Source organism: Pseudomonas sp. P7548, assembly GCF_013386585.1.
GTDB lineage: Bacteria > Pseudomonadota > Gammaproteobacteria > Pseudomonadales > Pseudomonadaceae > Aquipseudomonas.
The window spans coordinates 20,196-36,637 of the sequence record NZ_JACARO010000007.1 but is presented as its reverse complement, the minus strand read 5'-3'; the positions used below and the strand labels follow the sequence as shown (position 1 = coordinate 36,637).

Annotated in this window: 15 protein-coding genes; 2 read left to right on the top strand and 13 right to left on the bottom strand. The window is 62.2% G+C overall.

Going from position 1 to position 16,442, the window contains the following annotated elements:
• The first annotated feature begins 90 nt into the window (after nucleotides 1–90).
• Nucleotides 91–768, top strand: a complete 678-nt coding sequence (locus HX803_RS03375) for a response regulator transcription factor (protein WP_178918994.1) — start codon at nucleotides 91–93, stop codon at nucleotides 766–768.
• Nucleotides 752–1,957 (top strand): HAMP domain-containing sensor histidine kinase, encoded by a 1,206-nt coding sequence (locus HX803_RS03370; RefSeq protein WP_178918992.1) that lies wholly within the window; start codon nucleotides 752–754, stop codon nucleotides 1,955–1,957. Before HX803_RS03375 ends, HX803_RS03370 begins: the two co-directional genes overlap by 17 nt.
• Here the strand turns inward: HX803_RS03370 and HX803_RS03365 are convergent.
• The 13 genes from HX803_RS03365 to HX803_RS03305 all read right to left on the bottom strand — a co-directional run bounded on the left by HX803_RS03365 (nucleotide 1,950) and on the right by HX803_RS03305 (nucleotide 16,440).
• Nucleotides 1,950–2,714, bottom strand: a complete 765-nt coding sequence (locus HX803_RS03365) for an ABC transporter ATP-binding protein (protein WP_012722621.1) — start codon at nucleotides 2,712–2,714, stop codon at nucleotides 1,950–1,952. The two genes, HX803_RS03370 and HX803_RS03365, sit on opposite strands and share 8 nt — an antisense overlap.
• A gap of 13 nt (nucleotides 2,715–2,727) precedes the next feature.
• Nucleotides 2,728–3,846 carry a succinylglutamate desuccinylase/aspartoacylase family protein gene (locus HX803_RS03360; RefSeq protein ID WP_178918990.1) on the bottom strand — a complete coding sequence of 373 codons (1,119 nt, stop codon included), beginning with the start codon at nucleotides 3,844–3,846 and terminating at the stop codon, nucleotides 2,728–2,730.
• Between the two features lie 9 nt (nucleotides 3,847–3,855).
• The gene (locus HX803_RS03355; protein ID WP_176994715.1) at nucleotides 3,856–4,566 is read right to left on the bottom strand and encodes an ABC transporter permease; all 711 of its coding nucleotides are present in this window, start codon (nucleotides 4,564–4,566) and stop codon (nucleotides 3,856–3,858) included.
• A complete protein-coding gene (locus HX803_RS03350; RefSeq protein ID WP_178918988.1) occupies nucleotides 4,563–5,291 on the bottom strand; it encodes an ABC transporter permease in 729 nt (242 codons plus the stop codon). Before HX803_RS03350 ends, HX803_RS03355 begins: the two co-directional genes overlap by 4 nt.
• A 59-nt stretch (nucleotides 5,292–5,350) precedes the next feature.
• Entirely contained in the window at nucleotides 5,351–6,130 is a 780-nt protein-coding gene (locus HX803_RS03345; RefSeq protein WP_178918985.1) for a transporter substrate-binding domain-containing protein, read from the bottom strand.
• A 311-nt stretch (nucleotides 6,131–6,441) separates the two neighbouring features.
• Nucleotides 6,442–8,076, bottom strand: coding sequence for an ATP-dependent DNA ligase (locus tag HX803_RS03340; protein ID WP_178918983.1), 1,635 nt, complete (start codon nucleotides 8,074–8,076; stop codon nucleotides 6,442–6,444).
• Complete coding sequence (locus tag HX803_RS03335) at nucleotides 8,073–9,077, bottom strand: ligase-associated DNA damage response exonuclease (RefSeq protein WP_178918982.1); 1,005 nt, start codon at nucleotides 9,075–9,077, stop codon at nucleotides 8,073–8,075. The genes HX803_RS03340 and HX803_RS03335 overlap by 4 nt, the downstream gene beginning before the upstream one ends.
• A gap of 200 nt (nucleotides 9,078–9,277) precedes the next feature.
• The gene (locus tag HX803_RS03330; protein WP_178918980.1) at nucleotides 9,278–11,719 is read right to left on the bottom strand and encodes a penicillin acylase family protein; all 2,442 of its coding nucleotides are present in this window, start codon (nucleotides 11,717–11,719) and stop codon (nucleotides 9,278–9,280) included.
• Nucleotides 11,720–11,881: 162 nt separating this feature from the next.
• On the bottom strand, nucleotides 11,882–12,526 hold the full coding sequence (locus HX803_RS03325; RefSeq protein WP_178918978.1) for a glutathione S-transferase N-terminal domain-containing protein: 645 nt from the start codon (nucleotides 12,524–12,526) through the stop codon (nucleotides 11,882–11,884).
• A 105-nt stretch (nucleotides 12,527–12,631) separates the two neighbouring features.
• Nucleotides 12,632–13,417 carry an ABC transporter ATP-binding protein gene (locus tag HX803_RS03320; RefSeq protein WP_178918976.1) on the bottom strand — a complete coding sequence of 262 codons (786 nt, stop codon included), beginning with the start codon at nucleotides 13,415–13,417 and terminating at the stop codon, nucleotides 12,632–12,634.
• Nucleotides 13,414–14,472: an iron ABC transporter permease gene (locus HX803_RS03315; RefSeq protein ID WP_178918974.1), complete on the bottom strand. Its 1,059-nt coding sequence runs from the start codon at nucleotides 14,470–14,472 to the stop codon at nucleotides 13,414–13,416. Before HX803_RS03315 ends, HX803_RS03320 begins: the two co-directional genes overlap by 4 nt.
• 131 nt (nucleotides 14,473–14,603) lie before the next feature.
• Nucleotides 14,604–15,731: an ABC transporter substrate-binding protein gene (locus HX803_RS03310; protein ID WP_178918972.1), complete on the bottom strand. Its 1,128-nt coding sequence runs from the start codon at nucleotides 15,729–15,731 to the stop codon at nucleotides 14,604–14,606.
• Nucleotides 15,732–15,759: 28 nt separating this feature from the next.
• A complete protein-coding gene (locus tag HX803_RS03305) occupies nucleotides 15,760–16,440 on the bottom strand; it encodes a Fe2+-dependent dioxygenase (protein ID WP_178918971.1) in 681 nt (226 codons plus the stop codon).
• Nucleotides 16,441–16,442 lie beyond the last annotated feature (2 nt).

Genomic DNA, 16,442 nt, shown 5'->3' with positions numbered 1-16,442 from the left:
GCGTAAATATAGTGCGGTGTTTTTGTAGGAATTTAGTTTGTTGTTGAAGGAATAATCCTTGCTGTATGTATGAATTTGGAGTTTGCTCTAATGGAAATATTACTGGTAGAAGATGATCACGCGTTGGCGGGTTCACTGGGGGATTACCTGACGGAATTTGGTTATGACGTGGACTTTGCTCGCAATGGGAAAAGTTGCCTGGAGCGTGTGCGGCAGCATGAGTACGACCTGATTGTGATGGACGTCGCTATGCCCCGGCTGAACGGGTTTGATACCTGCCGCCAATTGCGCAGCGAAGAGGTCCAGACCCCGGTGATCTTTTTGACGGCACGCGATGCGTTGCTCGACAAGGAAGAGGGCTATGCGGCCGGTGGCGACGACTACCTGGTCAAGCCTTTCGAGCCCCAGGAGTTGCTGTGGCGCATTCGTGCGCTGATGCGTCGCAGTGCCCCGCGCCCGTTGCGGGCCCCAAGGCAGCTGGGTGACCTTGTGCTTGATCCTGCGATGCAGTCCTTGCGGCACAACGGTGCCGTCATTGCATTGCCGGCGCTTCAGTTCAGCCTGCTGAGCCTGCTCGCCGATGTGGCCCCGCAGCCTGTCAGCCGACGCAGGCTCGAGGCGGCGCTGTGGCCCGGAGGCGACCTGCCCGACAGTGACGCATTGCGCACTTACATCTACCGACTCAGGCAAGCCCTGGGCAAACCTCACGGTAATGACTTGATCCGCACCGTCCACGGTAAAGGGTATCGCCTTGCTATCCCCTACTGACTCGTTCTTTGCGCGCATCCTCTACGCGCTGTTGCCGTTCATGGCGCTGATAACCCTGTTCTACAGCCTGCTGATCTGGGCCGCCGTGATCCTCACCGAAGACTACATCGTCTCCAGCTACCTCAACCTGGAGGCGCAGGAGTTCCAGGCCAAATACGCTCAATTGGGCCGCGCTGCGGTGATGCCCAATGCGATCTACCTCAAGGGTTACTGGTCAACGGACGCCAACCTGCCGGCCAAGGTTCGGCACTTGCCCGTCGGCCATCATGAAATCGAAAAAGAGGACATTCATGTGCTGGTCAGTGAGGTGGCAGGCGTTGCGGCGTTGCTGGTGCTGGTCATGGATGAGTCCAGTCTCAGTCAAACCGAAGGCTACCGTGGGCAGGTCTTCGGGCTCCTGTGTGCAGTGGCCGGCCTGATCCTTATCCTGGGTGCGATTCTTGCCATCGCGATTGCCCGGGCCATCGCCCGGCCAATCAGCCAATTGGCGGCGCAGGTGGCTGGGTCGCCCTCTGGCCCACCCTGTTTCAGCGGTGTAGAGCGCAAAGATGAAATCGGCACCTTGAGCCGCACGCTGTCGTCATTGGTGGCCCAGCAAAACACGGCGTTGCTGCGCGAGCAGGCTTTTACCCGGCACGTCAGCCACGAGTTGCGTACGCCCCTGAGTATCCTCAACAACAGCCTGGCCATCCTGCGCCTGCCGGGGTGCGGGGCGGATAAAACGACGCGCTGCCTGCAGCGTATGGAAGGGGCGTTGGTGGGGATGAAAATGACGATCGAGCTGTTCCTGAGCCTGGCCCGGGCGCCGCATCAATCCAGGCATGAAGCGGTAGACGTGGGGGCGATTGTCGTCGAGCAGATCGAAAAGTACCGACTGCTCTATCCGTTCGCGGCAGGCGCCCTGGTGTTTACTGGCACCGCGTCTTTCACGCTGGCCGCCAGCGAGGCGATTGTCCGCAGCGTGGTGCAGAACCTGCTCGGCAACGCGGCCCAGCATGGCGCCGGGAAAGTCCGGGTGATCCTCACTGAGCAGCGCCTGGTGATCCTCAACAACCGTGACGAGCAGGTGCAGTCACAGGGCTACGGGTTCGGTCTGGAGATCGTCGCCCGCGCCTGTGCGCATACCGGTTGGCAGCTCGAAACCGCCTGTACGCGCCACACGTTCCGGGCGTGCATCACCTTTACTTGAGGTTGCCGCTGAGAAATTGCTGGAGGCGTTCGCTCTTCGGGTTGCCCAACACGTCTTCAGGCGCGCCTTGTTCTTCCACCAGGCCCTTGTGCAGGAACAGCACCTGGCTCGACACCTTGCGCGCAAAGCTCATCTCGTGGGTCACCATGATCATGGTGCGGCCTTCCTCGGCCAGGCCCTGGATGACCTTCAACACTTCACCCACCAGCTCCGGGTCAAGGGCCGAGGTGGGTTCGTCGAACAGCATCACCTCCGGCTCCATGGCCAGTGCGCGGGCAATGGCTACCCGTTGCTGCTGACCGCCGGACAGGAATGCCGGGTACTGGTCGGCCACGCGTGCTGGCAGGCCCACCTTGTCGAGGTAGCGACGGGCGCGATCTTCGGCGTCCTTCTTGCTGCAGCCCAGCACCCGGCGCGGGGCCATGGTGATGTTTTCCAGCACGCTCATGTGGCTCCACAGGTTGAAGTGTTGAAACACCATCGCCAGGCGCGTGCGCAGGCGTTGCAGTTCGGCGTCGTCGGCCACGCGCATGCCGTGGCGGTCGCTGACCATGCGGATCGGCTGGCCGTCGAGGGTCATCGCGCCGTCATTGGGGGTTTCCAGGAAGTTGATGCAGCGCAAAAAGGTGCTTTTGCCCGAGCCGCTGGCGCCGATCAGGCTGATCACGTCACCGGTCTTGGCTTTGAGCGAGACACCTTTGAGCACTTCATTGTCGCCATAGCTTTTATGCAGGCCTTCAACGGTCAATTTGTACATGGGGCGTGCATCCTCAAGGCGAAAGTAGGTAGCCGCTGCGGTAGGCCTCACTGCCTGCGACATGGCTGATGACCATTCCGGCAGTGGCCATGCGGCGTAGCGAACGGGCGTAAAGCAGGCCGGCCTTCTGGCAGTGCACAGGCGTTACGCGGTCAGTAATGGGGTCGATGATTTCGGCGATCAGTTGCCCGGCTTCCAGGTATTCGCCGGGCAGGGCGCTGAATACCAGCAAGCCGCCGACAGGCGTGGCCACCGGTTCCACCCCCGCCAGCGGCGTCGCCGGGTAGGGCAGGTCGGGCAGTGGCGTCACGTCACCGGCAATCGCGCCGAAGTGGATCAGGTAGTCGATGATCGCCTGGCAGTCGAGGGCGGCCAGGCCGTGGTTGACGTCGCCTTGGCCGCGCAGTTCGACGGTCACCGAGAAGCTGCCCATGGGGATCGGGAAGCGCTCGCCGAAGCGTTGCTGCAGTTGCCACCACACCAGGGTGAAACACTCATCGAAGGACTGCCCGCCCGAATCGGTCGCGAGCAGGTTGGCTTCCGAACCGATATAGCGCGCCAGCGGTTCCACCTGCGGCCAGGCTTCAGGCGTGGTGTACAGGTGCGCCACGGCTTCGAAGTCGCAATGCAAGTCCAGCACCATGTCGGCATCGCAGGCCAGGCGTTGCAGCACCAGGCGTTGGGAATGCAGCTGGGTGTCGGCGGTGTGTGCTGCCAGGGCAGTGGACAGCGCGGCGCGGATCAGTTCGACGTTGTGCTGTGGATCGTCCCCCAGCAGGTCCTCGACCCTGTTGCCGACTTCGTCGCTGAGGTCCACGAACCAGCGGTTGAAGTTCTGCCCGCTTTCCAGCTCGTAGCGGCCCAGGGGAATATCCATCAGCACCTGTTCCAGGCCCACCGGGTTGGCGACGGGCACGAGCACGATTTCACTGCGCAGGCGCCCGGCGGCGGCCAACTCGGCCAGGCGTACTTTCAAGTGCCAGGCCACCAGCATGCCCGGCAGCTCATCGGCGTGCAGCGACGATTGGATGTAGACCTTGCCAGCGGCGTCTTGCGGGCCGAAGTGGAAACTGTGAATCTGCCGCGCCGTGCCTGGCACCGGCGCGATCAGATCATGTACCTGATGACGCATGAAGACTCCTTAGTGGCTCGGCCCGAGGAAGGCCAGCCAACGGCGCTCCGCCAGGCGAAACAGACCGACCAGGGCAAAGGTCACGGTCAGGTAGATCAGCGCGGCGATGCCGAATGATTGAAAGGTCATGTACGTGGCCGAATTGGCGTCCCGGGCCACCTTGAGAATGTCGGGCACGGTCGCGGTGAAGGCCACGGTGGTTGAGTGAAGCATCAGGATCACTTCGTTGCTGTAGTAGGGCAACGAGCGGCGCAATGCCGAGGGCATGATCACGTAGGCATACAGCTTCCAGCCGGTCAGGCCATAGGCCTTGGCCGCCTCGACTTCGCCGTGGGCCATGCTGCGAATCGCACCCGCGAAGATCTCCGTGGTGTAGGCGCAAGTGTTGAGGGCAAAGGCCAGGATGGTGCAGTTCATCGCGTCGCGAAAGAACGCGTCCAGCACCGGTTGCGCACGCACCGCCGCGATGCTGTAGATGCCGGTGTAGCAGATCAGCAACTGGATATAGAGCGGCGTGCCGCGAAACAAGTAGGTATAGAACTGCACCGGCCAACGGATGTAGCGCTTGCGCGAAACCCGGGCGATGGAGAGCGGGATCGACACCACGAAACCGATGACCAATGCCGCGCTGAGCAGCCACAGGGTCATGGCCAGCCCGGTGATGTGCTGGCCGTCGCTATAAAGGAAAGGCCGCCAGTATTGCTGGATAAGTTCGATCATCGCACGGCCTCCCGGGCCCCAGCGGAGTAACGGCGTTCAAGCCAGCGCAGCACGACGTTGGACGCGCTGGTGATCAGCAGGTAGATCAAGGCGGCGAGCACCAGGAAATAGAACAGTTGATAGGTACTTTTGCCCGCATCCTGGGCGGCCTTTACCAGGTCTGCCAGGCCGATGATCGACACCAGCGCCGTGGCCTTGAGCATCACGCACCAGTTGTTGTTAATGCCGGGCAGGGCAAAGCGCATCATCTGCGGGAAGGTCACGAAGCGAAACCGCTGGCCACGGCTGAGCCCGTAGGCGGTCGCCGCTTCGAGCTGGCCACGGGGCACTGCGAGGATCGCGCCGCGAAAGGTCTCGGTGAAATAGGCACCGTAGATAAAGCCCAGGGTAATGACCCCGGCGCTGAATGGGTCGATCTCGATGTACTCCCATTCCATGAAGTCGGTGAGGCCGGTCAGCCAGATCTGCAGGCTGTAGAAAATCAGCAGCATCAGCACCAGGTCGGGTATGCCGCGAATCAGGGTGGTGTAGATCTGCGCCGGAACGCGCAACAGGGCGACGCTGGAGAGTTTGGCGCTGGCGCCGAGCAGGCCCAGCAAGACGCTGACAGCCAGGGAGGCGACCGACAACTTCACGGTCATCCACGTACCTTGCAGCAACAGTGGGCCGAACCCTTTCAAGCTGAAGGCACTCAGCCCCAGGGTTTGTAAAAGATCTTCAAACATGAATTCAGGACCTATGGCGATAAAAAAGCGCCCACCTGAAACAGGTGGGCGCCGGGGTGTTATTTACCGCTGTACAGGTTCAGGTCGCCGAAGTGTTTCTTCTGGATGGTGGCGTAGGTGCCATCATCGTGTAACGCTTTGATACCTTTATCGAGCAAGGCCTTGAGCTCTTTGTTACCTTTTTTGATACCGACCGCAGTTTTGGACGGCAGCAGTGGGTCGTCGATGGCCTTGCTGACTTCGTAGTCAGCACCGGCTGGCGACTTCAGGAAACCCAGCTCGGCTTGCAACATGTCCTGCACGGAAGCGTCCAGTCGGCCGGAGGTCAGGTCGGCGTACACTTGGTCCTGGTTGGCGTAGGCCTTGGTGGTCACACCGGCTTTGTCCAGCACGGCCTTGGCGTAGGCTTCCTGGATGGTGCCTTGCTCGTAGCCCACGGATTTGCCCTTGAGGGACTCAGGCGTGGAGTAGTTCGCGCCTTTTTTGAACACCAGGGACGTCGGGCCGGAGAACAGCTCGCTGGAGAAGTCGATCGCCTTTTCACGGGCTTCGGTCACGGTCATCGAGGAGATCACGCCGTCGAACTTGTTGGCGTTGAGGCCCGGAATCATGCCGTCGAAGTCACTTTCAACCCACTTGCACTTGACCTTCAGCTCGGCGCAGATCGCATTGCCCAGGTCGATATCGAAGCCCACCAGGCTGCCATCAGCGGCCTTGGACTCGAACGGCGCGTAGGACGGATCGACACCAAAACGCAATTCCTTGTATTCCTTGGCTGTCGCAATACCTGCAGCCATGCACAGAGCCAGTGCAGAAAGGGTCAGCAATGCTTTTTTCATTATGTAATCCCTGGAAACCAAGATAAGCGCTTGTGGCGCGTTTAGGACTGTTACTGAACGGTGTCAGACGGATCACAAGTAGCAATTTCTGCACCATAGTTCCGAATGAGCGTTTTAAAAGGTGAGACGAGGGCGTTTTGAGTGTAGGAGATGCCCGAAAATGGGCATCAAAAAATCAGCGCACCATTTTGGGGTTGGCGAGGATCAAAATGTGGGAGCGGGCTTGCTCGCGAATACGGAGTGTCAGTCAACAGATCCATCGACTGATCCACCGCATTCGCGAGCAAGCCCGCTCCCACAGGGGATATGTGTCAGGTCAGGAGGTCCTGTAGCGTTCCAAGGTTATCCGCGTCTTCCACTGTCTTATCCTGCCGCCACCGCAACATCCGTGGAAACCGCACCGCAATCCCGCTTTTGTGCCGCTTCGACAAGGCAATCCCCTCAAACCCCAGCTCAAACACCATGCTCGGCGTCACACTACTGACCGGGCCGAATTTCTCGACTGTGGTCTTGCGCACAATCGCGTCGACCTTGCGCATCTCTTCGTCGGTCAGCCCTGAATACGCCTTGGCGAACGGCACCAGCGTACGCTCGCTGCCGGGCGGGCCGTCCCACACGGCAAAGGTGTAGTCGCTATACAGGCTGGCGCGGCGGCCGTGGCCGCGCTGGGCGTAGATCAATACGGCGTCGACGCTGAACGGGTCGACCTTCCATTTCCACCAGACGCCCATGTCCTTGGTGCGGCCCACGCCGTAGAGGCCGTCGCGTGCCTTGAGCATCATGCCTTCCACCCCTAGCCGGCGAGAGGCCTCGCGCTGCTGCGCAAGTTCCTGCCAGGTGGTGCCCGTCAGCAACGGTGATGGAATCAGCACAGGCTGGTTACACAGGCTGATCACCTGTTCGAGTTGGGCGCGGCGCTTGGCCTGGGCGTGGTTGCGCCAGTCGTCGCCCTGATACTCCAACAGGTCGTAGGCGAGGATCACGACAGGCGCCTCGTCGAGCACCTTTTTACTCAAGGTCTTGCGGCCAATGCGTTGTTGCAGCAGGGCGAAGGGTTGCACCGCGTCCTTCCACACCACGATTTCACCGTCGATCACCGTGCCGTCCGGCAAACCGCTCACCAGGCTGTGCAGTTCAGGAAAACGCTCGGTAACCAGTTCTTCGCCTCGCGACCAGATCCACAAGCGCCCCTCACGCTTGACCAGTTGCGCGCGAATGCCATCCCACTTCCATTCCACCTGCCAGTCGGCGGGCGAACCGAGCAGGGCGTCGAATTGTTCTAGCGGTTGCGACAAGCCATGGGCGAGAAAAAACGGATAGGGCTGCCCGCCTCTTTGCGCGTGCTCGTCCGACGATTCAGCAGCGATCAGCTTGAGGTAACCCTCTGCTGTCGGGCGGTTGGACAAATCGGTGTAGCCCACCAGCCGCTGGGCCACGCGTTTGCTGTCCAGGTCGGCCATGGCAGCGAGAGCCCGGGTGACGAGCAACTTGGACACGCCCACTCGGAAACTGCCGGTGATCAACTTGATGCACACCATCAGGCTGGGTTGATCCAGTTGCGCCCATAACGCGGGCAGGCGTTCAGCCAGCTCCGCAGGTGGCAGGCCTCTCAAGGGCAGGAGCTTTTCTTCCAGCCACACCGCCAGGCCGTCTTCAGAGGTGTAGGGCGATTCTGGTAACAGCAGCGAAATGGTTTCGGCCAGGTCGCCCACGGACTGGTAGCTTTCTTCAAACAACCAAGGCTCGATGCCTGACGCTTCGGTGGCCATGTCCCGCAGCAGGCGCGTGGGCACCAGTTGCCGGGGCCGCCCGCCAGACAGGAAGTACACCGCCCATGCCGCGTCTGCGGGCGGCGCGTGCCGAAAGTAGGTTTGCAAAGCCGCCAGCTTGGCGTTGCTGGAGGTGGTGGCGTCGAGGTTGGCGTACAACTCGGCGAAGGCCTTCATGCCGTGGCCTCTTCTTCGTCATCGCCGTATTCGGTGGTGAAACCCTGGGCATCCAGGCCTTTTTCCCGCAGGTGGCGTACCAGTACGCCGACGGAACCGTGGGTGACCATCACGCGCTCGGCGCCGGTCTGTTCGATGGCCCACAGCAGGCCCGGCCAATCGGCGTGGTCTGAAAGCACAAAACCTCGGTCTACACCGCGCCGCCGCCGTGTGCCACGCAAGCGCATCCAGCCGCTGGCAAACGCGTCGCTGTAATCGCCGAAGCGCTTGATCCAGCTGCTGCCACCGGCAGAGGGCGGGGCGATGATCAGGGCCTGGCGCAGCAGTGGGTCGGTCTTCTTGAAGTCCCCGGCGTAGAGGGTTTCGGGGATATACACCCCGGCCTCGCGGTACACCCGGTTCAGCGGTTCTACCGCGCCATGGCTGAGGATCGGGCCGATGCTGGCGTCGATGCCATGCAGGATGCGCTGGGCTTTGCCGAAGGAATAACAGAACAACACGCTGGCCTTGCCGGCAGCGATATTCGCCTGCCACCAGTCGTTGATCCCGGCGAAGATTTGCGCTTGAGGCTGCCAGCGGTAGATCGGCAGGCCGAAGGTCGACTCGGTAATGAAGGTGTGGCAATGCACCGGTTCGAAAGGCGCGCAGGTGCCATCGGGTTCGACCTTGTAGTCCCCGGAGGCGACCCAGACTTCGCCCCTGTATTCCAGGCGCACCTGGGCTGAACCGAGCACGTGGCCTGCGGGGTGAAAGCTCAAGGTCACGCCGTGGTGCACCAAGGGTTCGCCATAGGCCAAGGTTTGCAGGTTGATGTCCTGCCCCAGACGTGAACGCAGGATGCCTTCGCCCGGCGCAGCGGCCAGGTAGTGTTGATTGCCGGTGCGGGCGTGATCGCCGTGGGCGTGGGTGATGACCGAGCGTTCAACCGGGCGCCAGGGGTCGATGTAGAAATCACCGGCTGGGCAATAGAGGCCTTCGGGCCGGGCGATGACAAGGTCCATGGGCGGTGCCGGGGGCAATGGGCTTATCAGGTATGAGGGGAGTGAGACTTGAGAAGTTCTATCTAACTGCATGCGATCCAATGTGGGAGCTGGCTTGCCTGCGATGAGGCCGTGTCAGTCACTGATCAAGTGGCTGATGCACCGCCATCGCAGGCAAGCCAGCTCCCACATTTTTTCCGGTTCCTTCAGCGAGAACCGGGTTACTTGCCGGGTGTCAGGGTCAACCGGGTTTTGCCGTAGGCCTTGTCGAAGTTCTGCGGCTGCATCGGGAAGCTCAGGTATTGCGCCTTCAGCGACGGGTCGATGCCATTGGCATAGTTCGGGCTGGCCGGGTTGCCGGACTGGCCGATGCCGCCCTGGCCCATCATCGGTTCGGCTTGGCCGAAGTCGACGATCATGCGCAGCGCCGGCACCTGGGTGGTGTTGAAGTTTTGGCCCCAGCTGTACGGCGCAGGGTTCAAGGTGTTGTGGTCGCCACCACTGGCCAGCGGGCCACGGATCACCTGGCCGTTGATGTTTTTCCAGGTGGTGCTGTGCAGTTTGCCCCACTGCCAGGCCTTGTGATCGCCGCCCAGTTGGCTGTCGCCTGCGGTGATCGCTGCGGCCAGGCTGCGCGCCAGAATCGCCGGTTTGTCTTCTTTTTGCGGCGTGCGCGTGTCGTCCCAGAACGGGCTGTCTTCGCGGCCGAGCAAATGGTCGGCGGTGGCGGAGTAAGACAGGCCTGCGTTGCTGACAAACGCCTTCCAGGTCGCGCTGTTTTCCGGGCCGAGCTTGTCGAGGAAGATCTGCTTGGCGCTTTCCTGCAGGAACAGCTCGTAAATGGCTGCATCTGCGGAGGTGGACACCAGGCGGCCGTCGAAGGCCATCAGGCGGCCCAGGGCTTCGCGGGCCTTGGCTTGTTCGGCCGCTGGCAAGGCGTCGATCGCCTGTTTCAGCGGTTGCGCCATGCCCGGCGCCTGGAACATGGTCTTGAGCTTGGCCGCGAACGTGGTGGTCTGGTCGTACTGCATGGCGATCAGGCTGCGGCTGTCATGCTTGCCAGCATTGGCCAGTTGCGCGAGGCGCTCGCTGCGCTCCGGCGCGTCCCACGAGTTGGACAACTGCATGCCGTAGCCGCGCGGCGCCGTGCGCTGGTTGGCGGTGCCGATCCAGCCCTGGGGCGGGTCCTGGTCATACGGGTGCAGCATCGCGTCGGCGTAACCGTCCCAATCAAAGCGCGAATCCCAGCCCGGCGAGGGCAGCAGGCCTTCGCCTTCGCGGCGATTGGGGAAACGGCCGGTGACTTGCCAGCCGATGTTGCTGGCGTCGGCGAAAATCATGTTCAGGGCGATGGCGCGGATCTCCCGGGTCGCGTCCGAGGCCTTGCCCGCGTTTTGCGCGCGGGACAGGTCGAAGAACGCATCCAGGCTCTTGTCGTCCTTGAAGTCGGCGGTTTGCAGGGCCAGGCCGAAACCGGTGGTCAGCGCCTGGCTGCTGTTGAGCAGGGCGCCATGGCGGGTTTCGTACACCACTTCGCGAATCGAGCGTTGGCCCTTGATGAAGAAGGTCTCGTTACGCACACCGGCCGGCAGCCATTTGCCATTGTTCTCGTAGTACAGCCCGTTGCCCTGGCGTTTGACCTTTTCGAGGAACAGGTCCTGGGTATCGCCCTTGACCGCGCTCATGCTCCACGCCACTTTGCCGTTGAAGCCGGACAACAGGGTGGGCAGGCCGGCAATCGAGGCGCCGACCGCCTGGTACTTCGGCGCACGGATCTGCACGTAGTTCCACGGTGACGGTGCTTGCGGCTGGGCGGCCAGGTCGCCGGCCAACAGGCTCTTGCCGCTGCGGCTGCGCTGCGGGCCGACGGCCCAGTTGTTCGAAGTCGTCACCGCCAGTGCATTCAAGCTGTTGAGCTGCTGGCCAACCGCTTCCAGCCCGGCAAGGCCGGTGATCTGGCCGAGGTTCACGCCCTTGAGCTTGTCGGCTTCAGCCTGCGGGATAGGTTCATCCGGCGCACTCGGGGTGAGCCAGGCGAGCTTGTCCACGCCGACTTTCTGCGCCAGCACCAGGGAGGACAGTTCTTCCTGCAAGTTGCTCGACTCGCTGAAGTTCAGCAGGCAGAACAGCAGCGCCGAATCTTCCGGCTTCCAGTACTCGGGCTTGTAGCCGGTCTGGGCCAGGTCGGGCGGCAGCTTGTCGCGGTAGCGGAACAGGTAGGCATTGACGCCACGTGCATACACTTCGAAGAAGCGCTTGAGGCGCGGGCTGGAGGCGTTGTACAGCTCGCCGGCGCTTTTCTTCAGGTTGACGGCGCGCATGAAGCGGTCGACGTCCAGCACCTCCGGCCCGGACATTTCCGCCAAACGGCCCTGGGCCAGCAGGCGCAGGGTGACCATCTGGGTGATGCGGTCGCTGGCGTGCACATAACCGAGGCTGAACAGCGCGTCGTGGAAGGTGTTGCTTTCGATCAGCGGCATGCCTTGGGCATTGCGGCGTACCGATACGTTCTGCGCGAGGCCCTTGATCGGCTGTACGCCGGCGGCAGGGAGCAGGGTGTCCTGGGTGCTCTGGAGCTGGCAACCGGCCAGGCTTAATGCACTGGCCACTGCCGCGGCAACGCCGAACCGGGGAAGAAAATGTGAGAGGGCTGGCGAGGCCATGGCAAAGCTCCTGCGGGGGGTAGCGTCAGTAAAGGCGCTACGTTAGTGAGCGCGGCGAAACGACGCAAGCGGGAGTTTGGGGTAAACGTCAGATCTTGAGACTGGCACAGAACAATGTGGGAGCGGGCTTGCTCCCACAGTTTGACCGCGTACGGCGCAAGGTCAGGCTTTGGGTGGGTTCACTTTCTGCACCAGTTCATAAGCCCGAACCGTCGCTGGCCGCTCCTTGATGCTGTTGAACCAGCGGTGCAGATGCGGGAAGTCTTCCAAGCGTTGGCTCTGCCATTTGTGGGAAACGATCCACGGGTAGATCGCCATGTCGGCAATGCTGTAGTCCTCACCGGCAACGAAGGCGCGGTCCGCCAGGCGGCGGTCGAGCACGCCGTACAAGCGGGCAGTTTCGTCTACATAGCGTTTGATCGCGTAGGGAATTTTCTCAGGCGCGAACTGGCTGAAATGGTGGTTCTGCCCGGCCATCGGCCCCAACCCGCCCATTTGCCAGAACAGCCATTGCAGGGCTTCCTGGCGACCGCGCAGGTCTTTGGGAATGAACTGGCCGGTTTTTTCCGCGAGGTACAGCAGGATGGCGCCGGACTCGAACAGCGAAATTGGCGCGCCTCCGTCGATCGGCTGGTGATCGACGATGGCCGGGATGCGGTTGTTGGGAGCGATCTTCAGGAAATCGGGCTTGAACTGGTCGCCCTGGCCGATGTTGATCGGGTGCACCTTATAGGGCAGGCCGGCTTCTTCCAGGAACAGCGATACTTTGTGGCCGTTGGGGGTAGTCCAGTAATACAGGTCGATCATGAAGCTCTCCAAAGGTGGTGATGCTTGAGCGAATGCCTGTAGGTATAGGTAATGTTCCACTGACGAAAATTCAATGAAACATTTGTGCATACCCTTAGAAGCGAATCACACAGCACCGTCCACCAACACCTGCAACGACTGCTGCGAACAGCGCTCGATGCGCACCTGCACGCGGTACACCTCGGCAAACATCAGCGGGTCGAGCACCGCATCCGCCGTGCCGCTGGCGTACAAGCGGCCTTGGCGCAGCACCGCAATACGGTCGGCAAAACGCGCGGCGAGGTTGATGTCATGCAACACCACCACGGCGATCAGGTTGTGCTCACGCACCAGAGAGCGCACGCACTCCATCACCTTCAATTGGTAATTGAGGTCCAGGGCGCTGGTGGGTTCGTCGAGCAACATCACCTGGGGGCGACGCGCGATCAGTTGGGCAAGGCTGACCAATTGGCGCTGGCCACCGGACAACGTGCTTAACAGTTGATCGGCCAAATGCGCGATGCCAATGCGCTGCAAGGCCTCGAAGGCTTCGCGCAGGCAGGCGGCATTGGACAGGGGAACGCCGTCGGCATTGGCCACGCGCAAGGCGGCGATCACGCTTTCCATCACGCTGAGGCTCAGGCCCGGCGGCAGGTTCTGCGGCATGTAGGTGACGCGCCGTGCGCGCTCGGCCACCGACATGGCTGACAGGTCCAGGTCGCCCAATCGCACGACGCCCTGCATCTTTTCCAGCCCGGCCACGGCGCGCAGCAAGGTGGATTTGCCAGCGCCGTTGGGCCCGATCAAGGCGGTCAGGCTGCCGTGGGGCAGGGTGGGCAGGTTCAGGCCGTGCACGATCTGCCGGCGCCCATAACTCACATTGGCGTTGTGTACCGATAACCCTGCACTCATAACTGCCTCCCACGCTTGAACACCAGCACCACGAAAATCGGCACGCCCACCAAGGCCGTGACAATGCCCACCGGCACGATTACCCCGGGCATGATCAGCTTGCTGGCGATGGACGACAGCGACAGCAGCAACGCGCCGGTCAAGGCACTGGCCGGCAGCAGGAAGCGTTGGTCCTCGCCCACCAGGATCCGCGCGATATGCGGACCCACCAGGCCGATAAAACCGATGGTGCCTACAAACGCCACGGCGGTCGCCGACAACAGGCTGATACGCAGCAGCGAGAAAAACCGCAGGCGCTTTACGTCCACGCCGAAGCTTTGTGCGCGGTCTTCGCCCATGCGCAACAGTGTGAGGCGCGGTGCGGCGGTGAAGGAAAATGGCATGACCACGGCAACCACCAACGCGAGGATGCCGAGCTTGTCCCAGTTGGCCCGGGTCACGCTGCCCAGCGTCCAGAACACCAGCTGTTGCAGCACATCTTCGGTGGCGACCAGTTGCAGCAAGGCCACCACCGCGTTGCAACTGAACACCAGGGCGATCCCGAACAGCACCAGGCTTTCCACCCCGGCACCGCGCAGGCGTGACATGGCTTGCAGCAAAAACACCGAGGCGGCGGCGAAGATAAACGCCGAGATGGAGATGGCGGTATTGGCCGAGACCCACAGCGTGGTCACCGGGAACACAATCACCAGGGACGCGCCCAACGCCGCCGCCGAGGACACGCCCAGGGTGAAGGGGCTGGCCAGTGGGTTATTCAAGATGGCCTGCATCTCGGCTCCGGCCAGCGACAACGCGCAACCGACCAACACCGCCATCAAGGCGTAGGGCAGGCGCACGTTCCAGATGATTACCTGGTCGGTGGCGCTCAGGTGGGAAGGGTGCAAAATGCCGTTGAGCAGCGCCAGCAGGCCCATGCCCGATGGGCCGCTGGCCAGGTCCACGAGGATGGCGCAGACCAGCGCGGTGCCCAGTAACGCCAGCAGCCAGGCACGCCGCGCCAGCAGGCGGCGGTAGCCCTGGGTGGCGCTGGCGAGGTTGAGGGTTTGAGTGGTCATGTGGCTCACACCGTTTCGAAAACGAAGAAGATCAAAATGTGGGAGCGGGCTTGCTCGCGAATGCGGTGTACCAGTCGACATTTTCAGCGACTGGTACACCGCATTCGCGAGCAAGCCCGCTCCCACAGTTTTTACCGTGTTTCTACGGCGGGCTTAGCGTCGATCCAATAGGCGCCCTGTAGCGGCATCCCCAGGAACTGCTGGTTGATCTGCTCCATGGTCGTCTGCGGGTCCAGCTTGGCGAACAACTCGGGGTGTACCCACTTGGCCAACGACTCGATGGCCAGCAGGTTGTACGGCGAGTTGTAGAAGTCATGCCACAGGCCGTGGGAATTACCTGTGCGGATCGCACGCAGGTTGGCGAATTCCGGACGTGCCAGCACCCGATCAAATGCCTCGCGTGCTTCGTCGGTACTCACGCCTGCGCCCAGGATCAGCCCCGGCTTGTGGTTACCCGTGGCGACGTAGACATCCGGGTCAGCCTTCAACGCGTACTCGACACTGATATCCCCCAGTGCACCCGGCACCACATCGGCGGCGATGTTGCGCCCGCCCACCAGCTTGATCACTTCACCCATGCCGCTCTTGCCGGTGGTGTGCCCCGGCGCTTGCCAGGCACCGGCCAGCAGTTCGAGGAACACGCTCGGGCGCGGGCCCGCAGGCAGGGTGGCGACGGCGTCGGTGATGACCTTGATGTGCTGGTCATAGAAGTCGAGGAACGCCTTGGCCTGGGCTTCACGGCCCAGCGCGTCACCCAGCGCTGTCATGCTGGTGTGGGTGCCTTGCACCGGGTTGATGCGGAAGTCGACGAACAACACCGGGATGCCCGCCTTGGCCAGCACATCGGCGACCGGGCTGTGTTCGGTGGGGCCGTGGCCGGAAATGCTGAACACCGCCAGGTCGGGTTTGAGCGAAAGGATTTCCTCGGCGCTGACGCTTTGCTCCGACGCCTGGCCGATCAGCGGGATGTCTTTCACTGTCGGAAATTTCGCCACGTAGGCGTTGTAGGTGTGCTGGTCCAGCAGCTTCAGGTCGTTCTGCCAGCCGACGATGCGCTGGAACGGCGCGTCCTTGTCGAGCAAGGCAAAGGCGGAAATCAGCCGGCCTTCGCCAAGGACCACACGCTTGACGTTGTCGGCCACTTCGACCTTGCGGCCCAGCACGTCGGTGACTTCATGGGCGGCGGCGGTTTCGGCATGGCCCAGGACCAGCGCGGCGAACAGCACGCCGAGTTTGAGCGCGTTTCGGGGTTTCAACATGGCACGGACTCCAGGTGAAGGCGGCGCATCAGACATCGCTCCAGCGCCGCAACAGGTTGTGATAAGCGCCGCTCAGTTGCAGCAGCGCGTGGTGGTCGGCGTGTTGGGCGGTGAGGGTCTGGATCGCCACGTCCATGTCCAGCAGCAGTTGGCGCTGGCTGTCTTCGCGCACCAGGCTTTCGATCCAGAAGAAACTGGCCAGGCGCTCACCGCGGGTGACGGGGTTGATCTTGTGCAAGCTGCTGCCGGGGTAGATCAGCAGGTGGCCGGCGGGCAGCTTCACGGCGTGTTCGCCGAAGGTGTCGCGGATCACCAGTTCGCCGCCGTCGTAGCTGGCCGGGTCGGCCAGGAACAACGTGGCGGAGATGTCGGTGCGCACCCGTTCGCGCACGCCCTTGAGGCCGCGAATGGCATTGTCGATATGCCAGTCAAAGGCCTCGCCGCCGCTGTAGCGGTTGAACAGCGGCGGGTAGATGCGCTTGGGCAGGGTGGCGGACATGAACAGCGCGTTGTCCGACAGCCGCGCCAGAATCTGCTCACCCACGCGGATGGCCGTCGGCGAATCTTCCGGCAACTGCCGGTTGTTTTTCGCCAGGGCCGAGCGCTGCCCGGCGGTCACCTTGCCGTCCACCCAGGGTTGATCGAGCAAGGCCGCCACGCTGGTCTCGACTTCACGGGGGCTGAGCAGCCCCGGGATTTCGATCAGCACCG